Here is a 14,371-nt window from a genome sequence, read left to right on the forward strand (position 1 = left end):
CGCCGCCATGATGGTGCTCACCCACATCGCGGTCGGGTTCCTGCTTGCCGCGCCGGTCGCGGCCGCACAGCCGGCCCTCGGGGTGCCCGCCGCCGCGGGCGCGCTCGTCGGCGGCGGCGCACCCGACATCGACCTCCTGGTGGGCACCCACCGGCGGACGCTGCACTACCCGGTGCTCGGCTGGGTGGGTGCGGTTCCCGCGGCCGTGATCGCCGCGGTCACGCCGACCGCGCTCACCGTGTTCGTCGGAGTCGGCGCGGCCGCCGCAGCCGTCCACAGCACCAGCGACGTGCTCGGTGCGGGCGACGAACTGCGGCCCTGGGAGCGCACCACGACGGCGGCCGTATACGACCACCACGCCGGCCGGTGGTGGCGCGCCCGATACGTCATCCCCTACGACGGGTCGCCGGCCGACCTCGCGGTCGCGGCCGCGGCGGCGGCGCCGGCGCTGGTCGTCTACGACGGCGTGGTGCGGTGGCTGCTGGCGGCGCTGCTCGCGCTCGGCGCGGTGTACAGCCTGTTGCGTCGCCGCCTCGTCCCGTACTTCGAGCGCGTCGTCTGACCGCTACAGCGGCGCGACGAGGTCCGCCAGCGCCGCGCGCGGGTCGTCGGCCTTCGCCACCCCGCTGGCGAGCAGGACGCCGCTGGCGCCGAGGTCGCCGGCCGACACGACGTCCTCGCCGGTGGTGATGCCCGCGCCGCAGTAGACGTCCACGCTCGGATCGACCGCTTCCGCCGCGGCGACGGCGTCGGAGACGATGTCCGGATCGGCCTGCGAGACCGGCGTGCCGGTGCCGATCAGCGCCGGTGGCTCGACGGCCACCGCGTCGGGGCCGAGCGCGGCGGCGGCGGCGACCTGTGCGGGGTTGTTCGCGCACACCACCGTGTCGAGGCCGGCGCGCTCGGCGGCCGCGACGCTGCCGTCGATGTCGGCGAGCCGGCGGCGGTGCTCGGAGTGGTTCAGCAGCGTGCCCACAGCGCCGTTGTCCGCGACCGACTCCGCGAGCACGCTGCCGGTGTGGCTGCCGTGCTCGGTCGGGCTGACGTGTTGGGCGTACGTGGTGGCACCCGTGTCCGCGACGCGACCGATGTCCGCGGGCTGGGGTGCGACCGCGATCGTGGCTGGGGTCGTCTCAGCGACGTCGGCAGCCGCCTCCGCGATGGCGACCGGATCACAGGGGTACGCCTTGAGGTTGACGAGAACGAACATACACGACGAGGGGGCTCCACACCGGAAAAAAGTAGCTATCGCAGCGCTAGCTGTCGTCGCTTTTGCGGCGGACCTTGTCGCCGAGGGTCAGCCCGGCGCTGTCGCCGCCCGACGACCAGTCGGTGTCGCTGGCGTCCTCGGCGCCCGACTCGGTGAGCAGGATCCCGAGGTAGTCTTCGAGTTCCTCGCGCACGTCGTCGCTGGGCAGACTGTCCCCGTGTTCGAGCTTCCGGATGACGCTCGCCTTCTCGTTGAGTTCGTCGGCGAGCTCCTCCTGGCTGAGGCCGGCCTGCTCGCGGGCCGACCGGATCCGGGTGTCGTAATCCCCGGCCAACTCGTCCATCTCGTCGAACATGTCTCTGCGGCGCCGCCCGCCGCTGTTGGTGCCCGAGGACCCGCCGCTGGAGCCGGCGGACTGACTGGACGAGGACGACGTCGAATACTTCGTGCTGGTGGACGAGGAGGACTGGGTCGTGACTTCCGTGCCGAACTCGGCGCAGTCGTCACAGACGTCGATCTCCGCGCCCTCGACTTTCACCGTCTTCGGGCTCGAGACCTCCGTTCCACACATCTCGCACTGGGCCATGCGTGGTGGTAGCCGTGGCCGACGGTTAAAACGCACGCCCGCCTATGCGAGTTGCCGCCACGCGGAGACGAACCGCTGGATGGCGGTGAGATGGCCCACGACAGCGAACACGACGAGCAACGCCACGACCGGCGAGTAGCCGGCGACAGTCGGCGTGATGGCGGCGACACCGGCGGTCACGCCGACGAGTGCGAGCCGGTCGGCCCGCCCCAGCAGGCCGCCGTACACGCGGTCCAACCCGACGGCCTGAGCCTGCGTGCCGAGATACGACGTGAGCAACACGCCGGTCACCGCCGCGAGCCCGAGGCCGAAGGCGTCAACGCCGGCTGCGGCCCCGGTGACCACCACCACGTCGGCGTACCGATCGAGCACGTGATCGAGGAGGTCACCCGCCTCCGAGGCGGTCCCGACCTCCCGCGCGAGTGCGCCGTCGAGCAGGTCGAGCCACCCGTTGAAGAACACGCAGACCGCGCCCACGGCGTACGCGGCTGGGGTGCCGACGTAGAACGCGGCGGCGGCCACCACGGCCAGCCCGAACGCCGCAACGCTGACCGTGTTTGGCGTTGCACCGACGGTCTTTGCGGCCCGCACCCAGGGATCGAGCAGCCGGTTCGCAAGCGGCCGGAACTGATCGAGGGTCATACGTAGTCGGTGTAGTCCACGGTGCCCGCCGACGGCTCGCGGTCCCCGTCGAGGACCGCTTGGATGGCCGCCGCGACCGCGTCGGGGCTGCGGTCGGTGGTGTCGATCTCGTAGACCGCGTCGGCACCGTGGCCGCGGACTGCCTCCGAGAGGATGATCGCCAGCGCCTCGCTGTCGGCGTTCTCGGCGGCTTTCTCCGGTGAGTCACCCCGATCCTGGAGCCGGGTGGCAAGCGTCTCCGGCGCACACCGCAACACCACCACGGCGTCGAGGTCGTCGAGGCGGTGTGCGAGATGCGATTCGACGAGCACGTCCTCGCGGCCCGCGAAATGGTCGCGAACGGCATCGACGTCCACGATCTTGCTGCCGCGGTCGGCGTCCACGCCGTCGTAGAGCCCTTCGGTGCCGACGAGGTCGTTCAGGTGTGCGACATCCAGCGCGGTGTCCAGCCGGCCGGTGGCGGTCGTCTTGCCCGTCCCGGGGGTTCCGGTGACCGCCACTCTCATGTGTCACACACCTCGTTGAGCACCGCCACCGCGCGCTCGGTCTCCGACCGCGTGCCGGTCGTGATGCGGACGTGCTCGGGCAGCCCGAAGCTGGTGCAGTCCCGCACCAGCACGCCCTCGCGCTTCGCGGCCTCGGCGACCCGGCTGGCGTCACCCACGTTCGCGAGCACGAAGTTCCCGTGGCTCTCGTAGGTGCGGGCCGCGAGCTCGTCGTGGATGTAGTCGCGGCCCCACGCGACGCTGTCGGTGGTGGCCTCGACGTGGTCGTCGTCGTCCAGCGCCGCAACCCCGGCCTGACACGCGATGACGCTGGCGGCGAACGGCGTCTGAACCCGGGCGTAGGCGTCCGCCCACGAGTCCGGCACGACGGCGTACCCCAGGCGGATGCCCGCCAGCCCGTACGCCTTCGAGAACGTCCGCAACACCGCGATGTCGTCCCGTGGCGCGTGCCCGCCCGCCGGCTGGCCGTCGAACAGCGTGACCGCCGACGGCGTCTCCGTGAACTCGCCGTACGCCTCGTCAACGAGCACGAGCGTGTCCTCGTCCGTGCGGTCGGCCACCGCCACGATCTCGTCGAGCGTGAACCGCGCGCCCGTCGGGTTGTGCGGCGTCGTCAGGTAGACCACGCGCTCGCCGTCGTAGGCGTCTACCACCGCGTCGGCGGTCATCTCGAAGCCGTCCGCGCCCTCGGTGACGTCGTACTCCGCGACGTTCCCATGGTGGAAGCGCGCGCTCATCCCGTAGTAGGTGAACCCCGGCGACGGCACCAACACGCTGTCGCCGGGATCGAGGGTTGCCCGCGCCAGGTAGTCGAGCGCGCCATCCCCGCCGTTGGCCACCCACACCTGGTCGTCGTCCACGTCCCAGCGGTCCGCGAGCGCGCCCGTCAGGTCGGCGTGCACCGCTTTCGGATAGCGGTGGACCCCGGTTGCCGCCTCCCGAATGGCGATGGTTGCCTTCGGGCTCGGCCCGTGGGGGTTCTCGTTCGACGAGAGCTTCACGAACTCCGAGGGGTCACGGCCGAGCTCCCGGGCGACCTCCTCGATACCCCGACCAGCGCGGTATTCGACGTGGTCGGAGAGGTCCCGTAGTTCCATGCTCGGGGTGACGGCCGGCCCATCCTTAAGCATGCCCTCACGCGGCCGGCGCTCGGGTATCATCGGGTTTAGGTGTGTGGTCCGCATGCAGTCCGCTATGGCAGTTATCGAGACAGTCGTCTATGCTGTTCACATGGTGTTCGCCGGGCTGCTAACCGGCAGCGTGTTGTTTACGGCACTGACGGTGCCGCGGATCGCTGACAACATCTCCACGAGCGTCCGGGAAACCATCGCCGGAACGCTGAAGTACATCTCCCGGGGCTCCGCGACCCTGCTGGTTCTGACGGGCGGCTACATGTTCACGATCGCCGGCTACACCGACGGCGGCAAGCTCACGAGCACGGGCACCGGCCACGCCGTCATCGGCATGGTCGTGCTGTGGTTCCTGCTGACCGGGCTCACTGAGGTCGCGGGCAGCCGCATCGAGCGCGGCGACGACGCCACCACGTTCCTCTACGGCGGGGCGGTCCTCGCGGTCGCGTTGCTGCTCGACGCCGGCTGGATCGTCGGCTACCCCTACCTCTGAGGCCGCCACCAGAGGAGCATCGGCCTGCAGTCGTGTTTCTGCGGTGTGGTCGCCGGCCGCCGCGCGCTCACAGGCGGGCGGCGATGTGATCGGCAGCCTTCAACGCCAGCGCCGCGATCGTCAGCGTCGGGTTCATCGCGCCCGCCGTCGGGAACACGCTGGACGACGCCACGCTGAGATTCGAAAGGTCGTGCGTGCGCAACCGCGGGTCCACCACGCTCTCGGCGGGGTCGGTGCCCATCCGCGTCGTGCCCATGTGGTGGAACGCCGGCCCGGTGTCCTCGGGGCCGACCGTCCACTCGATGTCGGCCCCGAGTTCGGTGAGGATCTCGCGCTGGATCTCGTTGGCGCGCTCGATGGTGCGGCGCTCGTACGCCGACAGCGACCACACCACGTCCGGAACCGGGTTGCCGTGGACGTCAGTGCGCTCGGGGTGGAGTCGAACCCGGTTCTCCGGCCTGGGTTGCTGTTCGACGAGTCCGCCGACCGCGATGTGCGTGCCGGAGGCGTCCCGGATGCGGTCGCACATCGCGTCCCCCCAGTCGTCGCCCGACAGCGCCATCTCGGCCGGGCTGGGGCCGGCGTAGTTCAGGAACTCCAGTTTGATCGCGCCCCGCGAGCCGTCCGGCCGGTCGTAGTACTGGTGGCTCTCGGTCGTGTTGAAGCCCACGTGGTTCTGGCGAGTCGGCTCGTCGAGGGTGCCGCCGGCGCCCGCGAACAGGTGGTCCATGAAGTACCGGCCGACCAGCCCCGAGGAGTTCGCCAACCCGTCGGGGTAGCGGTCGCTGTCGGACAGCAACAACAGCCGCGGCGTCTCGATCCCGCCCGCCGCGAGCACGAACTCGGTGGCAGACTGGCGGTGGGTGGTGCCGTCGGGGGTCGCGTACACGGCCCCAGTCACGCGATCCCCAGCGGCGTCGTGTTCGAGGCGCTGGACCGGTGCCTCGTCGATGACGCGCGCGCCGGCGTCGGTGGCACGGTCGACGTGAACGGTCGCATCGTATTTCGCGCCCGACGGGCAGACCGGCTGGCAGGTCCCGTACCCGACACACGCGCGCCGCGTCTCGCGGCCGGCGGACAGTCGCGCGTTCGGCACCGAATGCGTCGCGATGCCCAGGGACTCACAGGCGTCGGCGAACAGCGAATCAGAGTAGCTCGGCGGGAACGCCGGCTGAGGGTGTGGCTGCTCGCGGGGCGGCGCGAAGGGGTTGTCGCTCGCCCCCGACACCCCCAGCGCTGACTCCGCGGCGGCGTAATACGGCTTGAGGGTGTCGTAGTCGAACGGCCAGTCCGCGCCGACGCCGGTGGCCGACGCCAGGCGGAAGTCCTGCTCGTGGAGGCGCATCACCATGCCCTGCCAGTGCAGCGTCGACCCACCGACGCCTTTCACGCGCGCCGCGTTCAGCGGGTAGTATCGGTCGCCGGTGGACGCGTAGGCGTCCCGCGGGCCGCCCATTTCCCACACCGACGCCGGGCCGTGTGCGGGGCGGATCGAGCGCTCCATGCGGCGCTCGCGGTCGGCGGCGTCGAACCGGGGTCCGGCTTCCAGGACGACCACGCTGTGGCCGTCGCTGGCAAGGCGGTCGGCGATCAGCCCTCCGGCCGGCCCGGCCCCAATGACACACACGTCGGCGTTCGAGGACGGTCGCCGGTTCATTGTGGGCCTCGCTGGTAGGACGCAGTGCCACCGGGGTGTCCCGGCGGGTTCTCGATGCCGACGAGCTCGCCGCCGGTGGGCGTGGTGAACAGCGCGTACAGGAGTTCGTTCACGAGGTAGTATCGGACGCGCTCGCGGTCGCTCCCGTCGGGGTCCGGGTCAGCGGTGTCGACGCCGAACCCGGACAGCAGGTCGTCGGCGCGCTCCGGGTCCAAGGCCGCGAAGTCGGCGTCTGCCCACGACTGGCAGTACGCGTCAAGCGCGTCGACGGCGTCGGCGACGCCGCTGGCGTACGAGCGGTGCTCGCGCACACGGGCGCCGCTGTACTCCCTGACGAACGACTCGACGCCGTCGAGTTGGCTCGGGTAGACGACGGCGGCGACGGCGACGAGCGTGTCGCCCACGTGGTCGTCGATGAGGGGACCACCGGAGTCGTTCGAAAGGGTGACACCTGCGCCGGCTGCGACGCCACCAGCGGCCAGCGCCGCGAGCACGTCTCGGCGCGTTAGCTCCATTCACCGTGTATTAGGCGAGCCTAAACTTCAGGATTGCGTTCCCGGCACGCCGCCCACTACGCGGGCGGCTCGCGCACAACCGTGTGTTCGAGCGTGCCGACGCCCTCGACGGACGCCGCAACGCGGTCGCCGTCGGTGAGCTCGCCCACGCCCGGCGGCGTCCCAGTCAATACCACGTCGCCCGGCTGCAGCGTCACGAACGCCGTGATCTCGGCCAGCAGCGTGGGCACGTCGAAGACGAACTGCGAGATCGACCCGGACTGGCGGCGCTCGCCGTTGACGTCCAACGCCACGGTCGCATCGTCGGGCACCTCATCGGGAGTTGCGACCACCGGCCCGAGCGGACACGATCCGTCGAACGCCTTGCCGCGGACCCAGTTCTGCTCGCGGTCCTGGTCGGTGCGGTTGGACACGTCGTTGGCGACAGTGTACCCCTCGACGGCCGCCATCGCAGCCCCGGCGTCGAGGTTGCGGGCCTGGGTGCCGATGACGACCGCGAGCTCCGCCTCGTGTTCGACGCGTGTGTTCGGCGGGAGCGGCGTGGCGTCGCCGTGACCCGCGACCGCAGTGGGTGGCTTCAAAAACAGCAGCGGGCGGTCCGGAACGTCGGCGTCCCGCTCGTCGGCGTGCGCCGCGTAGTTGCGGCCCACGCAGACGACCTTCGACGGGTCACACGGCGGCAACACGTCCACACTCGCTCGGTCGAACGCACGCCCGGCGGCGGCGACGACCTCCGCATCGGGGTCGTACTCGCCGACCCGCACAGCGCCGGCCGGCGTGCGAAAGCGCATTCGGTGCACGCTCCCGTGTTCCGGCGGTGGTCGCTTCAGGGTTGTGGCACCGGCAGCCCCGAACACCGCAGCGCGCACATTTAAGGACCGTTCCGGCGTACAGGGGGATGTTATGGAGCTTACTTGGTTCGGACACTCGACGTGGCGCGTAACAGTCGGCACCACCGATCTCCTCGTCGACCCCTTCTTCGACAACCCCCACACTGACACCGCCCCCAGCGAGGTCGCTGTCGACCACGTCCTGCTCACACACGGCCACGCCGACCACATCGCACACGTCGGCGCGTTCGCCGACACCCACACCGTCGGCACCCCCGAAGTGACCGGCTACGTGGCCGACGAAACCGGCGTCGAAGACACCACCGGCATGAACCTCGGGGGGACCGTCGAGCTCGGCGACGCGTTCGTGACGATGGTGCGGGCCGACCACACCAACGGCCTGGAAACCGGCTACGAATACTCCGGCGGAACGCCCGTCGGCTACGTCATCTCGGACGCCGCGCCCACGCAGACCGGCGACGGCGACGCCACGACGTTCTACCACGCCGGCGACACCAGCCTCCAATCCGAGATGAAAGACGTTATCGGTCCCTACCTCGACCCGGACGCCGCCGCCGTCCCGGTCGGCGACCACTTCACAATGGGGCCGATGCAGGCCGCTGTCGCCGTCGACTGGCTGGACGTTGATGTCGCGTTCCCGATGCATTACGACACCTTCCCGCCCATCGAGGTCGACACCGCGGACTTCGAACGCGAGGTGAACGCCACCGGCAGCCAGGCCGACGTTCACGTGCTCGACGGCGACGAAACGGTCGACCTCTCGGACGCGCTGTAAAACCAGGCTGCACTCCCACCGGCGTATTTTGACGTGTATGACCGAATCAACAGCGGCATCGGCTTCACTCCGCTATTGGCTCCCCTCACGGTTCCGTTGGTCTCCCCAGCCGGACACAGCCATGTTTTTAGTTCCTGTCTTTTGTATTATGATATGATGGCGTGCACCCGTCGGAAGGCCCTGGCTGCAGTAGGGACGACCCTCTCGCTGTCCGGCTGTGCGAGGATCGCTCGCCCGTCGTCAGAACGGGCGGCAGCCACAACTAACGAACCGAGCGACACTGAACACGCGGTTGAGACGCATTCAAAGCCGACGTTCGTGGGTGACTCGTTCCCGCTCTCGGTAGAAGAAGACGCAAACACCGTCGACGAACTAGCGGATGCCAGTCTCGTTTTCGTATCCCCCGAGACGTCGTTGAGCGACCGGAAACTCGTTGATGCCGTCTGTGGTGGATCGCTGATTGCGTTTGTCGGATCCGAGGCGGGCAAGCAGCTGGGGGCAACCCTCGACGAAGGAAATGCCCGTCAGTGTCTCCCGTACGCCACTGAGGGTGGCAGCGGTGCCGTCGTCGCGGGTGTTCATCCAGCAGCGGGTGAGTTGGTGACACATTATTACGGGTCCTCAGGGGACAACACCCAGCAGTACAAGTACAGCGCCCTGAACGATTTGAGTTCGTATTTCAGCTCCGATCAGTGAACTGCCTCGGGGCCAAGCCCCGAGGCACTCGGCCTGCTCCGACCCGTACGCGGTCGTTGGCAGTGGATCGTTGGGCTGGACTCGACGACCGCGAGAAATCACAGCGGGCAAGCGCGGCGGGGTTGTGCCGCCCGACGAAGCATATGCCCCGAACAGCGTTGCTGGAGGGGCCGCGTGACCACGTACGAGGGACATCCGTCGCTGCCACGACCGCAGCTCTCGGAACCGATCCCGCCGGAAGAACAACGCTTACACTGGCGGCGGGCGATCATCGAAACGCAATGACCATCGAAGTAACCAGCACCTCGGCGGACGGCTACACGACTCAGTCCCGAATCGGGGACTTCGAACTAACCATCGACGCCACGGACGAGGACGGCCCGAACCCGAACGCGACGCTGCTGGCGGACTACGCGTCGTGTTTCATCCCGGCGTTCCGCGTCGGCGGCCAGAAGGAAGGCTTCGACGACCTCGGCCGCATCGACATCGACGTGGAGGGTGACCTCGACGACCACGACGACCTCACCGCGATCCGGTTCCACCTGCTCGTCGAGGAGGACCTCGACGACGAGGCGTTCGACGCCATCGCGGACCGCGCCGAGGACATCTGCCACGTGCACAGCGCGCTCCGTGCGGACCTCCACGCGGAGCTGTCCGCCGAGACCGGCGCGTTCTGAGCGCGCGATCCGAGCGGCAGCCGACACACCAGCTTGTTCTTTGCGCGGGCGTCGCAGCATACAAACACGTCCCCATCGTAGCCGTGGGTATGACTGCCGATTGGCAGGACCGCATCGTCGGCACTCGCATGAGCGTGGACGACGCGTTCGCCGACCGCGTGCAGGCCTCTGATCTCTCCCGCCCACAGTGGGGGCTCGTGATGACGGCCGTGGAATTCGAGTTCCAAGACCCCGACGACCCGGCTGCCGCCCGGATCGTCGCCGACACGTCCGGCCTCGAGCACGTGTTGCCGGAGATGGAGACGGTCGACAGACAGATGGCACCCGGCGGGCCGGCCGGTGGCGGGTCCGGAACCAGTTCGGGGGTCGTTGACGGCATCAAGAACGCGCTCGGCCTCGGCGATGACGGCGGTGGGGACCACGAGGCACTCGCCACCGAGGCCGAAACGCTCGCAAGCGCCTACGCCGACGAACTCCAGGCGCATCTCGAAGACGAAGGCCGATTCGATGCGGTGCGCCAGGCGGCCGCTGACGCCGAATAGTCGGGTCGCCGGATCACTCGGCGTCGGCACCGAACAGCGACAACTCTTCGGCGTCGTGAGCGGTCAACAGCTCCGCGACGAGTTCGTCGTAGGACTCGTCGTCGGACTGCAGAGCCTCGAGTCGCTGCACGGTCTCCTCGCTGAGTATGACCTTCGGCATACGCATCTGTAGGCTGTGACACACCATAAATCCGGGGGCGGGAAGGTTTTTGCCAGTGCGCGCCGATCGACCACCCATGAGTGACGGCTTCAACCTCGACCTCCGGCGCGCCGAGGACGAACTCGACACCCCGGCTGACTTCGACGGCAATGTCACCCTGGGTGTGCTCGACGGCACCACACCCGACGAAGAATGGGTCGAGGAGGTCACCCGTGGGAACGTACTCTTCTTGGCCGTTGATGGCGACCTGAACGCGCTCGCCGAGGGGTTTGCGGGCACGGTCAAAGACGCCGGCGGCTCCCTCGTACATTTCCGGGAGTTCCTGGTCGTGTCACCGCCGGACGTGGACGTCGACGCCGGCCGCCTGTAGGACGACCAGCCGGCTACCAGGTGAGCCCGTCGTAGGTCACGTCCGCCTGCGGGTCCACGACGCGCCGGCCGTCGACGACGACGCGCTCGGCCATGGCGTCGAACTCGTCGTCGAGGGCCGCGAACTCGTCCCAGTCGGTGACCACGACGGCCCCGACCGCGTCGGCGAGTGCGCCCGCCGCGCTGTCGGCGTACGTGACCTCGGGGCGCTGCTCGGCCATCTTCTCGGCCGCCACGGGGTCGTACGCGACCACGTCAGCCCCCCGGTCCTGGAGCCCGTCGATGACCGGGACCGCGCGCGTGCCGCGGATGTCGTCGGTGCCCGGCTTGAACGACAGCCCCAGGACGGCGACGCGCTCGCCGGCAACGTCGACGTGACCGTCCAAAAGCGAAAGCAGGCGTTCGGGCTGGCGGTCGTTGACCTCGACGGCGGCCTCCAACATCGCCGGCTCGTAGCCCGCGTCCTTGGCAGCCGCCATGATGGCCGCAACGTCTTTCGGGAAGCAGCTTCCCCCCCAGCCGACCCCGGACCGGAGGAACTGGCCGCTGATGCGGTCGTCCTCGGCGATCGCGTCGGCAACCTCGTAGGCGTCGACCCCGAGCTCCTTGCAGATGTTCCCCAGATCGTTGATGAGGCTCACCTTCGACGCCAGAAACGCGTTGTTGGCGTACTTGATCATCTCGGCCTCCCGCAGCCCCGTCTCCACCACGGTCGCATCGCCGGCCTCCGCGAGCAGTGGCTCGAAGACCGCGTGCAACTGGTCGTAGGCGGCGTCACGGAGCGCGCCGAACACCACCTTATCCGGGTGGCGGAAATCGTCCACAGCAGACCCCATCCGCAGGAACTCCGGATTCATCGCGAGCAACGGGTCGTCGAATCCGGCGCTCACGAGCGCGGATTCGACCACGTCCTCGGTCGTCCCGGGAACAACCGTGCTCTTGACCACGACCATGTGGTCGTCGGCTCCGGCCAGCGCCTCGCCGAGCGACGCCGCCCCGGATTCCATGATGGACGTGTCGATGCTCCCGTCCTCACGCGCCGGCGTGGGGAGCGCGAGGAACGTCACGTCCGTGTCACGAACCGCCTCGTAGTCCGTGGTGGCGCGCAGTCGCGTCCCAGCGTGTGCGTCGATCCGCTCGGCGAGCCCGGGCTCGTGGATCGGTGCGTCGCCGTCGTTGATCGCCGCGACGACGTCCGCGTCCACGTCGACGTTCACGACAGTGTGTCCGAGCTCGGCGAAACACGCCGCGATCGTCGTGCCGACGTACCCACTCCCAACGATGCTCACGTCCATCCAGTGGTCACCATACGCACCGGTACTCAGCGGCTACACAAAGTTGATTCGCCACACTGCAGGGGGGTGTCGTCAGGGTCGCCCCGCGAAGATCGCGTCCGCCGACGTCTCGTTCCGGTTGAACGACGTGATCGTCGCCTGGATCACGTCCCCGGGGGAAACGCCGGCCGGCACGTCGGTGGTGAACACGACGAATCCCTCGACCTTCCCGACGGCGACACGGTCACCGGAGTGATGATCAGTGAACTCCGTCACCCCGAACTCGTAGGTCTCGCCCAGCGACACCGGCGGTGTGCGTTGCTGGGCGTCCCGGTGTGCGCGCTGGGACTGCCCGGCCGACGACCCGCTGCGACGCCGCCACCCAACCCCGACGGCGAGCAGACAGAGCACCGCCGCCGCCCCGGCACCGATCATGATCGTGTTCATGCTGCCAGCATCCCAGCGCGCGCCCTACAAGCCATCGACTCAGCGCCGCCGCCTCAGCCCCGACACGAACCGCGACAACTCGGCCGCGAGACCGAACAGCGCGACTTCGACCCCGAGTGCAGGCGGTAACGCGAGCGTCCTGCCTAGAATGCGGCAACGACCATCGGCGTGCCCCGTTTTAAGACCGTGGTGTGCGTACTACGGGTATGCCACTCAAACAAACCGGGCGTGCGGACGCGATCACGGAGATCGACCGCTTCGAGGGCGGTGTCGGCTGGATCGCGTACCCAGAGGAGACCATGCAGCGCGCGAGCCACGCGCTCGCTGTCCCGTCAACCGACGACGAGGACGCCGAGGCCGACGTCTGGGTGATCGATCCGGTCGACGGCGACGGTGTCGACGAGCTGCTCGCGGAGCTGGGAACCGTCACCGGCGTCGTCGTGCTGATGGACCGCCACGCCCGGGACGCCGAAGCCGTCGCCGACCGCCACGACGTTCCGATCTACGTGCCCTCGTACGTCGACCCCGAGATCGACGCCCCCACCCAACCCATCACCGGATCGCTGCCCGGCACCGACTTCGAGCTCGTGCGCACCGTCGACTGGCCGATCTGGGATGAAGCCGCGCTCTACGACGGCGAAACGCTCGTCGTCGGGGACCTCGTCGGCACGGTCGACTACTTCCTGACTGGCCGCGAGCACGTCGGCGTCCACCCGATGCTCCGGATCGCGCCGCCGTCGCCGCTGACCGACTTCACGCCCGACCGCATCCTCACCGGGCACGGTGACGGAATCATGCAGGCCGCCGCCCGCGACCTCGAATACGCCGCCGACGGCGCGCGCCGTCGCGCACCGAAGGCGTGGCTGAACAGCCTGTCCTCGATGCTGTCGTAGGCGTCGGCATCGGTCACTTGTTCAGGCGCTCGATGCGGCGGGTCTGCTCGCGGTGCAGGGTCACAATCAGATCCGACAGCAGTCCGAACATCAACAACTGCACCCCGAACAGCACGCTCACCCCCGCGACGAGTGCGATCACCTCGTGGCTGACCCCGTGCAACAGCCAGTCGTACGCCACGTATCCCGCAAGCGCCACGCCGAGCGTGCCGAACCCCGCGCCGATGCTCCCGAAGTAGAACAGCGGGTTGGACGTTTTCGCGAGACTGTACAGTGTTAGGATGATGCGCGCCCCATCCGAGATTGGATGCAGGTTGGTTTCCGAGTCGTCGGGCCGCGCCCGGTAGGTCGTCGGCACGACCCGGGTCGTGATGTTGTGCCGCGAACACTCCACGGCCATCTCCGTCTCGATACCGAACCCCTCCGCCGAGAGAAACATTCGGTCGAACGATTCAGCCGTGAACGCCCGGTAGCCGGAGAGAATGTCGCCGTAGTCTTCGCCGTGGATGCGGTGGAACGCGCGATTGATGAGGCGGTTCCCGATCTGGTTGAGGGTGCTCATCGCGCCCGGTCGCATGTCCGCCGTGCGATCGCCGACAACGTGTTCGGCTTCCCCAGCGACGAGTGGATCGAGGAGGCGTGACGCCTGCGCGGGCGGGTTCGTGCCGTCGCCGTCCAACAGCAGCACATACGACGCCTCGATCAGACTCACGCCCTCGCGGACGGCCTGCCCCTTCCCGTCGCCGGACTGCTGGACGACTTCCGCGCCGTGTTCGGCCGCGACGGCCGCCGTGTCGTCGGCCGAGTTCCCGTCCACGACGAGGACGTGGCCCACGCCGACCTCGAAAAGCCCGTCGATCACGTCGGCGATGGTCGCCGCTTCGTTCCGCGTCGGAACGAGCGCGCACACCTCCTCGTACTCCTCGCTCATTACGTTGGCGTGGACGG

General features: G+C 68.9%; 20 protein-coding genes. 8 read left to right on the plus strand and 12 right to left on the minus strand.

Going from position 1 to position 14,371, the window contains the following annotated elements; translation table 11 throughout:
* The first annotated feature begins 7 nt into the window (after nt 1-7).
* Nucleotides 8-562 (plus strand): hypothetical protein, encoded by a 555-nt coding sequence (locus ACOZ32_RS09380; RefSeq protein WP_010902733.1) that lies wholly within the window; start codon nt 8-10, stop codon nt 560-562.
* 3 nt (nt 563-565) lie between these two features.
* On the opposite strand, the gene tpiA is transcribed toward ACOZ32_RS09380, so the two are convergent.
* From tpiA to hisC, 5 genes are read right to left on the minus strand one after another with little or no spacing between them, the layout of a single operon-like run.
* Nucleotides 566-1,210, minus strand: coding sequence for a triose-phosphate isomerase (gene tpiA, locus ACOZ32_RS09385; RefSeq protein WP_010902734.1), 645 nt, complete (start codon nt 1,208-1,210; stop codon nt 566-568).
* A 46-nt stretch (nt 1,211-1,256) separates the two neighbouring features.
* Nucleotides 1,257-1,796, minus strand: a complete 540-nt coding sequence (locus tag ACOZ32_RS09390) for a multiprotein bridging factor aMBF1 (RefSeq protein WP_010902735.1) — start codon at nt 1,794-1,796, stop codon at nt 1,257-1,259.
* A 42-nt stretch (nt 1,797-1,838) separates the two neighbouring features.
* On the minus strand, nt 1,839-2,438 hold the full coding sequence (locus ACOZ32_RS09395; RefSeq protein ID WP_010902736.1) for a CDP-alcohol phosphatidyltransferase family protein: 600 nt from the start codon (nt 2,436-2,438) through the stop codon (nt 1,839-1,841).
* Nucleotides 2,435-2,944 (minus strand): adenylate kinase family protein, encoded by a 510-nt coding sequence (locus ACOZ32_RS09400; RefSeq protein WP_010902737.1) that lies wholly within the window; start codon nt 2,942-2,944, stop codon nt 2,435-2,437. The genes ACOZ32_RS09395 and ACOZ32_RS09400 overlap by 4 nt, the downstream gene beginning before the upstream one ends.
* On the minus strand, nt 2,941-4,041 hold the full coding sequence (hisC, locus tag ACOZ32_RS09405; protein WP_424335176.1) for a histidinol-phosphate transaminase: 1,101 nt from the start codon (nt 4,039-4,041) through the stop codon (nt 2,941-2,943). The genes ACOZ32_RS09400 and hisC overlap by 4 nt, the downstream gene beginning before the upstream one ends.
* A 97-nt stretch (nt 4,042-4,138) precedes the next feature.
* On the opposite strand from hisC, the gene ACOZ32_RS09410 reads away from it, so the two are divergent.
* Complete coding sequence (locus tag ACOZ32_RS09410; RefSeq protein ID WP_012289268.1) at nt 4,139-4,567, plus strand: hypothetical protein; 429 nt, start codon at nt 4,139-4,141, stop codon at nt 4,565-4,567.
* Nucleotides 4,568-4,634: 67 nt separating this feature from the next.
* Here the strand turns inward: ACOZ32_RS09410 and ACOZ32_RS09415 are convergent, their stop codons facing one another.
* From ACOZ32_RS09415 to ACOZ32_RS09425, 3 genes are read right to left on the minus strand one after another with little or no spacing between them, the layout of a single operon-like run.
* Complete coding sequence (locus tag ACOZ32_RS09415) at nt 4,635-6,224, minus strand: GMC family oxidoreductase (protein WP_285271050.1); 1,590 nt, start codon at nt 6,222-6,224, stop codon at nt 4,635-4,637.
* Entirely contained in the window at nt 6,221-6,739 is a 519-nt protein-coding gene (locus tag ACOZ32_RS09420; RefSeq protein ID WP_285271049.1) for a gluconate 2-dehydrogenase subunit 3 family protein, read from the minus strand. Before ACOZ32_RS09420 ends, ACOZ32_RS09415 begins: the two co-directional genes overlap by 4 nt.
* A gap of 56 nt (nt 6,740-6,795) precedes the next feature.
* A complete protein-coding gene (locus ACOZ32_RS09425) occupies nt 6,796-7,539 on the minus strand; it encodes a fumarylacetoacetate hydrolase family protein (protein WP_012289269.1) in 744 nt (247 codons plus the stop codon).
* 103 nt (nt 7,540-7,642) lie between these two features.
* Here ACOZ32_RS09425 and ACOZ32_RS09430 point away from each other — a divergent pair, with 103 nt between their 5' ends.
* The 4 genes from ACOZ32_RS09430 to ACOZ32_RS09445 all read left to right on the plus strand — a co-directional run bounded on the left by ACOZ32_RS09430 (nt 7,643) and on the right by ACOZ32_RS09445 (nt 10,280).
* Nucleotides 7,643-8,365 carry a metal-dependent hydrolase gene (locus ACOZ32_RS09430; RefSeq protein WP_010902743.1) on the plus strand — a complete coding sequence of 241 codons (723 nt, stop codon included), beginning with the start codon at nt 7,643-7,645 and terminating at the stop codon, nt 8,363-8,365.
* A 153-nt stretch (nt 8,366-8,518) separates the two neighbouring features.
* Complete coding sequence (locus ACOZ32_RS09435; protein WP_285254067.1) at nt 8,519-9,061, plus strand: hypothetical protein; 543 nt, start codon at nt 8,519-8,521, stop codon at nt 9,059-9,061.
* Between the two features lie 281 nt (nt 9,062-9,342).
* The gene (locus ACOZ32_RS09440) at nt 9,343-9,738 is read left to right on the plus strand and encodes an OsmC family protein (protein ID WP_012289270.1); all 396 of its coding nucleotides are present in this window, start codon (nt 9,343-9,345) and stop codon (nt 9,736-9,738) included.
* Nucleotides 9,739-9,827: 89 nt separating this feature from the next.
* On the plus strand, nt 9,828-10,280 hold the full coding sequence (locus tag ACOZ32_RS09445; RefSeq protein ID WP_424335177.1) for a DUF5799 family protein: 453 nt from the start codon (nt 9,828-9,830) through the stop codon (nt 10,278-10,280).
* 13 nt (nt 10,281-10,293) lie between these two features.
* Here the strand turns inward: ACOZ32_RS09445 and ACOZ32_RS09450 are convergent, their stop codons facing one another.
* Nucleotides 10,294-10,440 (minus strand): DUF7557 family protein, encoded by a 147-nt coding sequence (locus tag ACOZ32_RS09450; RefSeq protein ID WP_012289271.1) that lies wholly within the window; start codon nt 10,438-10,440, stop codon nt 10,294-10,296.
* 76 nt (nt 10,441-10,516) lie between these two features.
* Here ACOZ32_RS09450 and ACOZ32_RS09455 point away from each other — a divergent pair, with 76 nt between their 5' ends.
* On the plus strand, nt 10,517-10,810 hold the full coding sequence (locus ACOZ32_RS09455) for a DUF5779 family protein (RefSeq protein WP_010902748.1): 294 nt from the start codon (nt 10,517-10,519) through the stop codon (nt 10,808-10,810).
* A 13-nt stretch (nt 10,811-10,823) separates the two neighbouring features.
* Here the strand turns inward: ACOZ32_RS09455 and aglM are convergent, their stop codons facing one another.
* Both aglM and ACOZ32_RS09465 read right to left on the minus strand, forming a co-directional pair.
* Nucleotides 10,824-12,104, minus strand: a complete 1,281-nt coding sequence (aglM, locus tag ACOZ32_RS09460) for a UDP-glucose 6-dehydrogenase AglM (RefSeq protein WP_424335178.1) — start codon at nt 12,102-12,104, stop codon at nt 10,824-10,826.
* A gap of 72 nt (nt 12,105-12,176) precedes the next feature.
* Nucleotides 12,177-12,530: a TRAM domain-containing protein gene (locus tag ACOZ32_RS09465; RefSeq protein WP_235158083.1), complete on the minus strand. Its 354-nt coding sequence runs from the start codon at nt 12,528-12,530 to the stop codon at nt 12,177-12,179.
* 206 nt (nt 12,531-12,736) lie between these two features.
* Here ACOZ32_RS09465 and ACOZ32_RS09470 point away from each other — a divergent pair, with 206 nt between their 5' ends.
* Nucleotides 12,737-13,423 (plus strand): hypothetical protein, encoded by a 687-nt coding sequence (locus ACOZ32_RS09470; protein ID WP_235158082.1) that lies wholly within the window; start codon nt 12,737-12,739, stop codon nt 13,421-13,423.
* A gap of 13 nt (nt 13,424-13,436) precedes the next feature.
* Here the strand turns inward: ACOZ32_RS09470 and aglJ are convergent, their stop codons facing one another.
* Nucleotides 13,437-14,354 (minus strand): S-layer glycoprotein N-glycosyltransferase AglJ, encoded by a 918-nt coding sequence (gene aglJ, locus ACOZ32_RS09475; protein WP_235158081.1) that lies wholly within the window; start codon nt 14,352-14,354, stop codon nt 13,437-13,439.
* Nucleotides 14,355-14,371: the final 17 nt, after the last annotated feature.

Origin of the sequence: Halobacterium sp. MBLA0001, from assembly GCF_049705385.1 — an archaeon.
GTDB classification, from domain to species: Archaea; Halobacteriota; Halobacteria; order Halobacteriales; family Halobacteriaceae; genus Halobacterium; species Halobacterium salinarum.

Coding starts and splice junctions, on each gene's coding strand:
- ACOZ32_RS09465 (WP_235158083.1), bottom strand. CDS start 12,530: ATGAACACGATCATGATCGGTGCCGGGGCGGCGGCGGTGCTCTGTCTG.
- ACOZ32_RS09435 (WP_285254067.1), top strand. CDS start 8,519: ATGATGGCGTGCACCCGTCGGAAGGCCCTGGCTGCAGTAGGGACGACC.
- aglM (WP_424335178.1), bottom strand. CDS start 12,104: ATGGACGTGAGCATCGTTGGGAGTGGGTACGTCGGCACGACGATCGCG.
- ACOZ32_RS09470 (WP_235158082.1), top strand. CDS start 12,737: ATGCCACTCAAACAAACCGGGCGTGCGGACGCGATCACGGAGATCGAC.
- ACOZ32_RS09415 (WP_285271050.1), bottom strand. CDS start 6,224: ATGAACCGGCGACCGTCCTCGAACGCCGACGTGTGTGTCATTGGGGCC.
- ACOZ32_RS09445 (WP_424335177.1), top strand. CDS start 9,828: ATGACTGCCGATTGGCAGGACCGCATCGTCGGCACTCGCATGAGCGTG.
- ACOZ32_RS09420 (WP_285271049.1), bottom strand. CDS start 6,739: ATGGAGCTAACGCGCCGAGACGTGCTCGCGGCGCTGGCCGCTGGTGGC.
- tpiA (WP_010902734.1), bottom strand. CDS start 1,210: ATGTTCGTTCTCGTCAACCTCAAGGCGTACCCCTGTGATCCGGTCGCC.
- ACOZ32_RS09450 (WP_012289271.1), bottom strand. CDS start 10,440: ATGCCGAAGGTCATACTCAGCGAGGAGACCGTGCAGCGACTCGAGGCT.
- hisC (WP_424335176.1), bottom strand. CDS start 4,041: ATGGAACTACGGGACCTCTCCGACCACGTCGAATACCGCGCTGGTCGG.
- aglJ (WP_235158081.1), bottom strand. CDS start 14,354: ATGAGCGAGGAGTACGAGGAGGTGTGCGCGCTCGTTCCGACGCGGAAC.
- ACOZ32_RS09380 (WP_010902733.1), top strand. CDS start 8: ATGATGGTGCTCACCCACATCGCGGTCGGGTTCCTGCTTGCCGCGCCG.
- ACOZ32_RS09440 (WP_012289270.1), top strand. CDS start 9,343: ATGACCATCGAAGTAACCAGCACCTCGGCGGACGGCTACACGACTCAG.
- ACOZ32_RS09400 (WP_010902737.1), bottom strand. CDS start 2,944: ATGAGAGTGGCGGTCACCGGAACCCCCGGGACGGGCAAGACGACCGCC.
- ACOZ32_RS09390 (WP_010902735.1), bottom strand. CDS start 1,796: ATGGCCCAGTGCGAGATGTGTGGAACGGAGGTCTCGAGCCCGAAGACG.
- ACOZ32_RS09410 (WP_012289268.1), top strand. CDS start 4,139: ATGGCAGTTATCGAGACAGTCGTCTATGCTGTTCACATGGTGTTCGCC.
- ACOZ32_RS09430 (WP_010902743.1), top strand. CDS start 7,643: ATGGAGCTTACTTGGTTCGGACACTCGACGTGGCGCGTAACAGTCGGC.
- ACOZ32_RS09395 (WP_010902736.1), bottom strand. CDS start 2,438: ATGACCCTCGATCAGTTCCGGCCGCTTGCGAACCGGCTGCTCGATCCC.
- ACOZ32_RS09455 (WP_010902748.1), top strand. CDS start 10,517: ATGAGTGACGGCTTCAACCTCGACCTCCGGCGCGCCGAGGACGAACTC.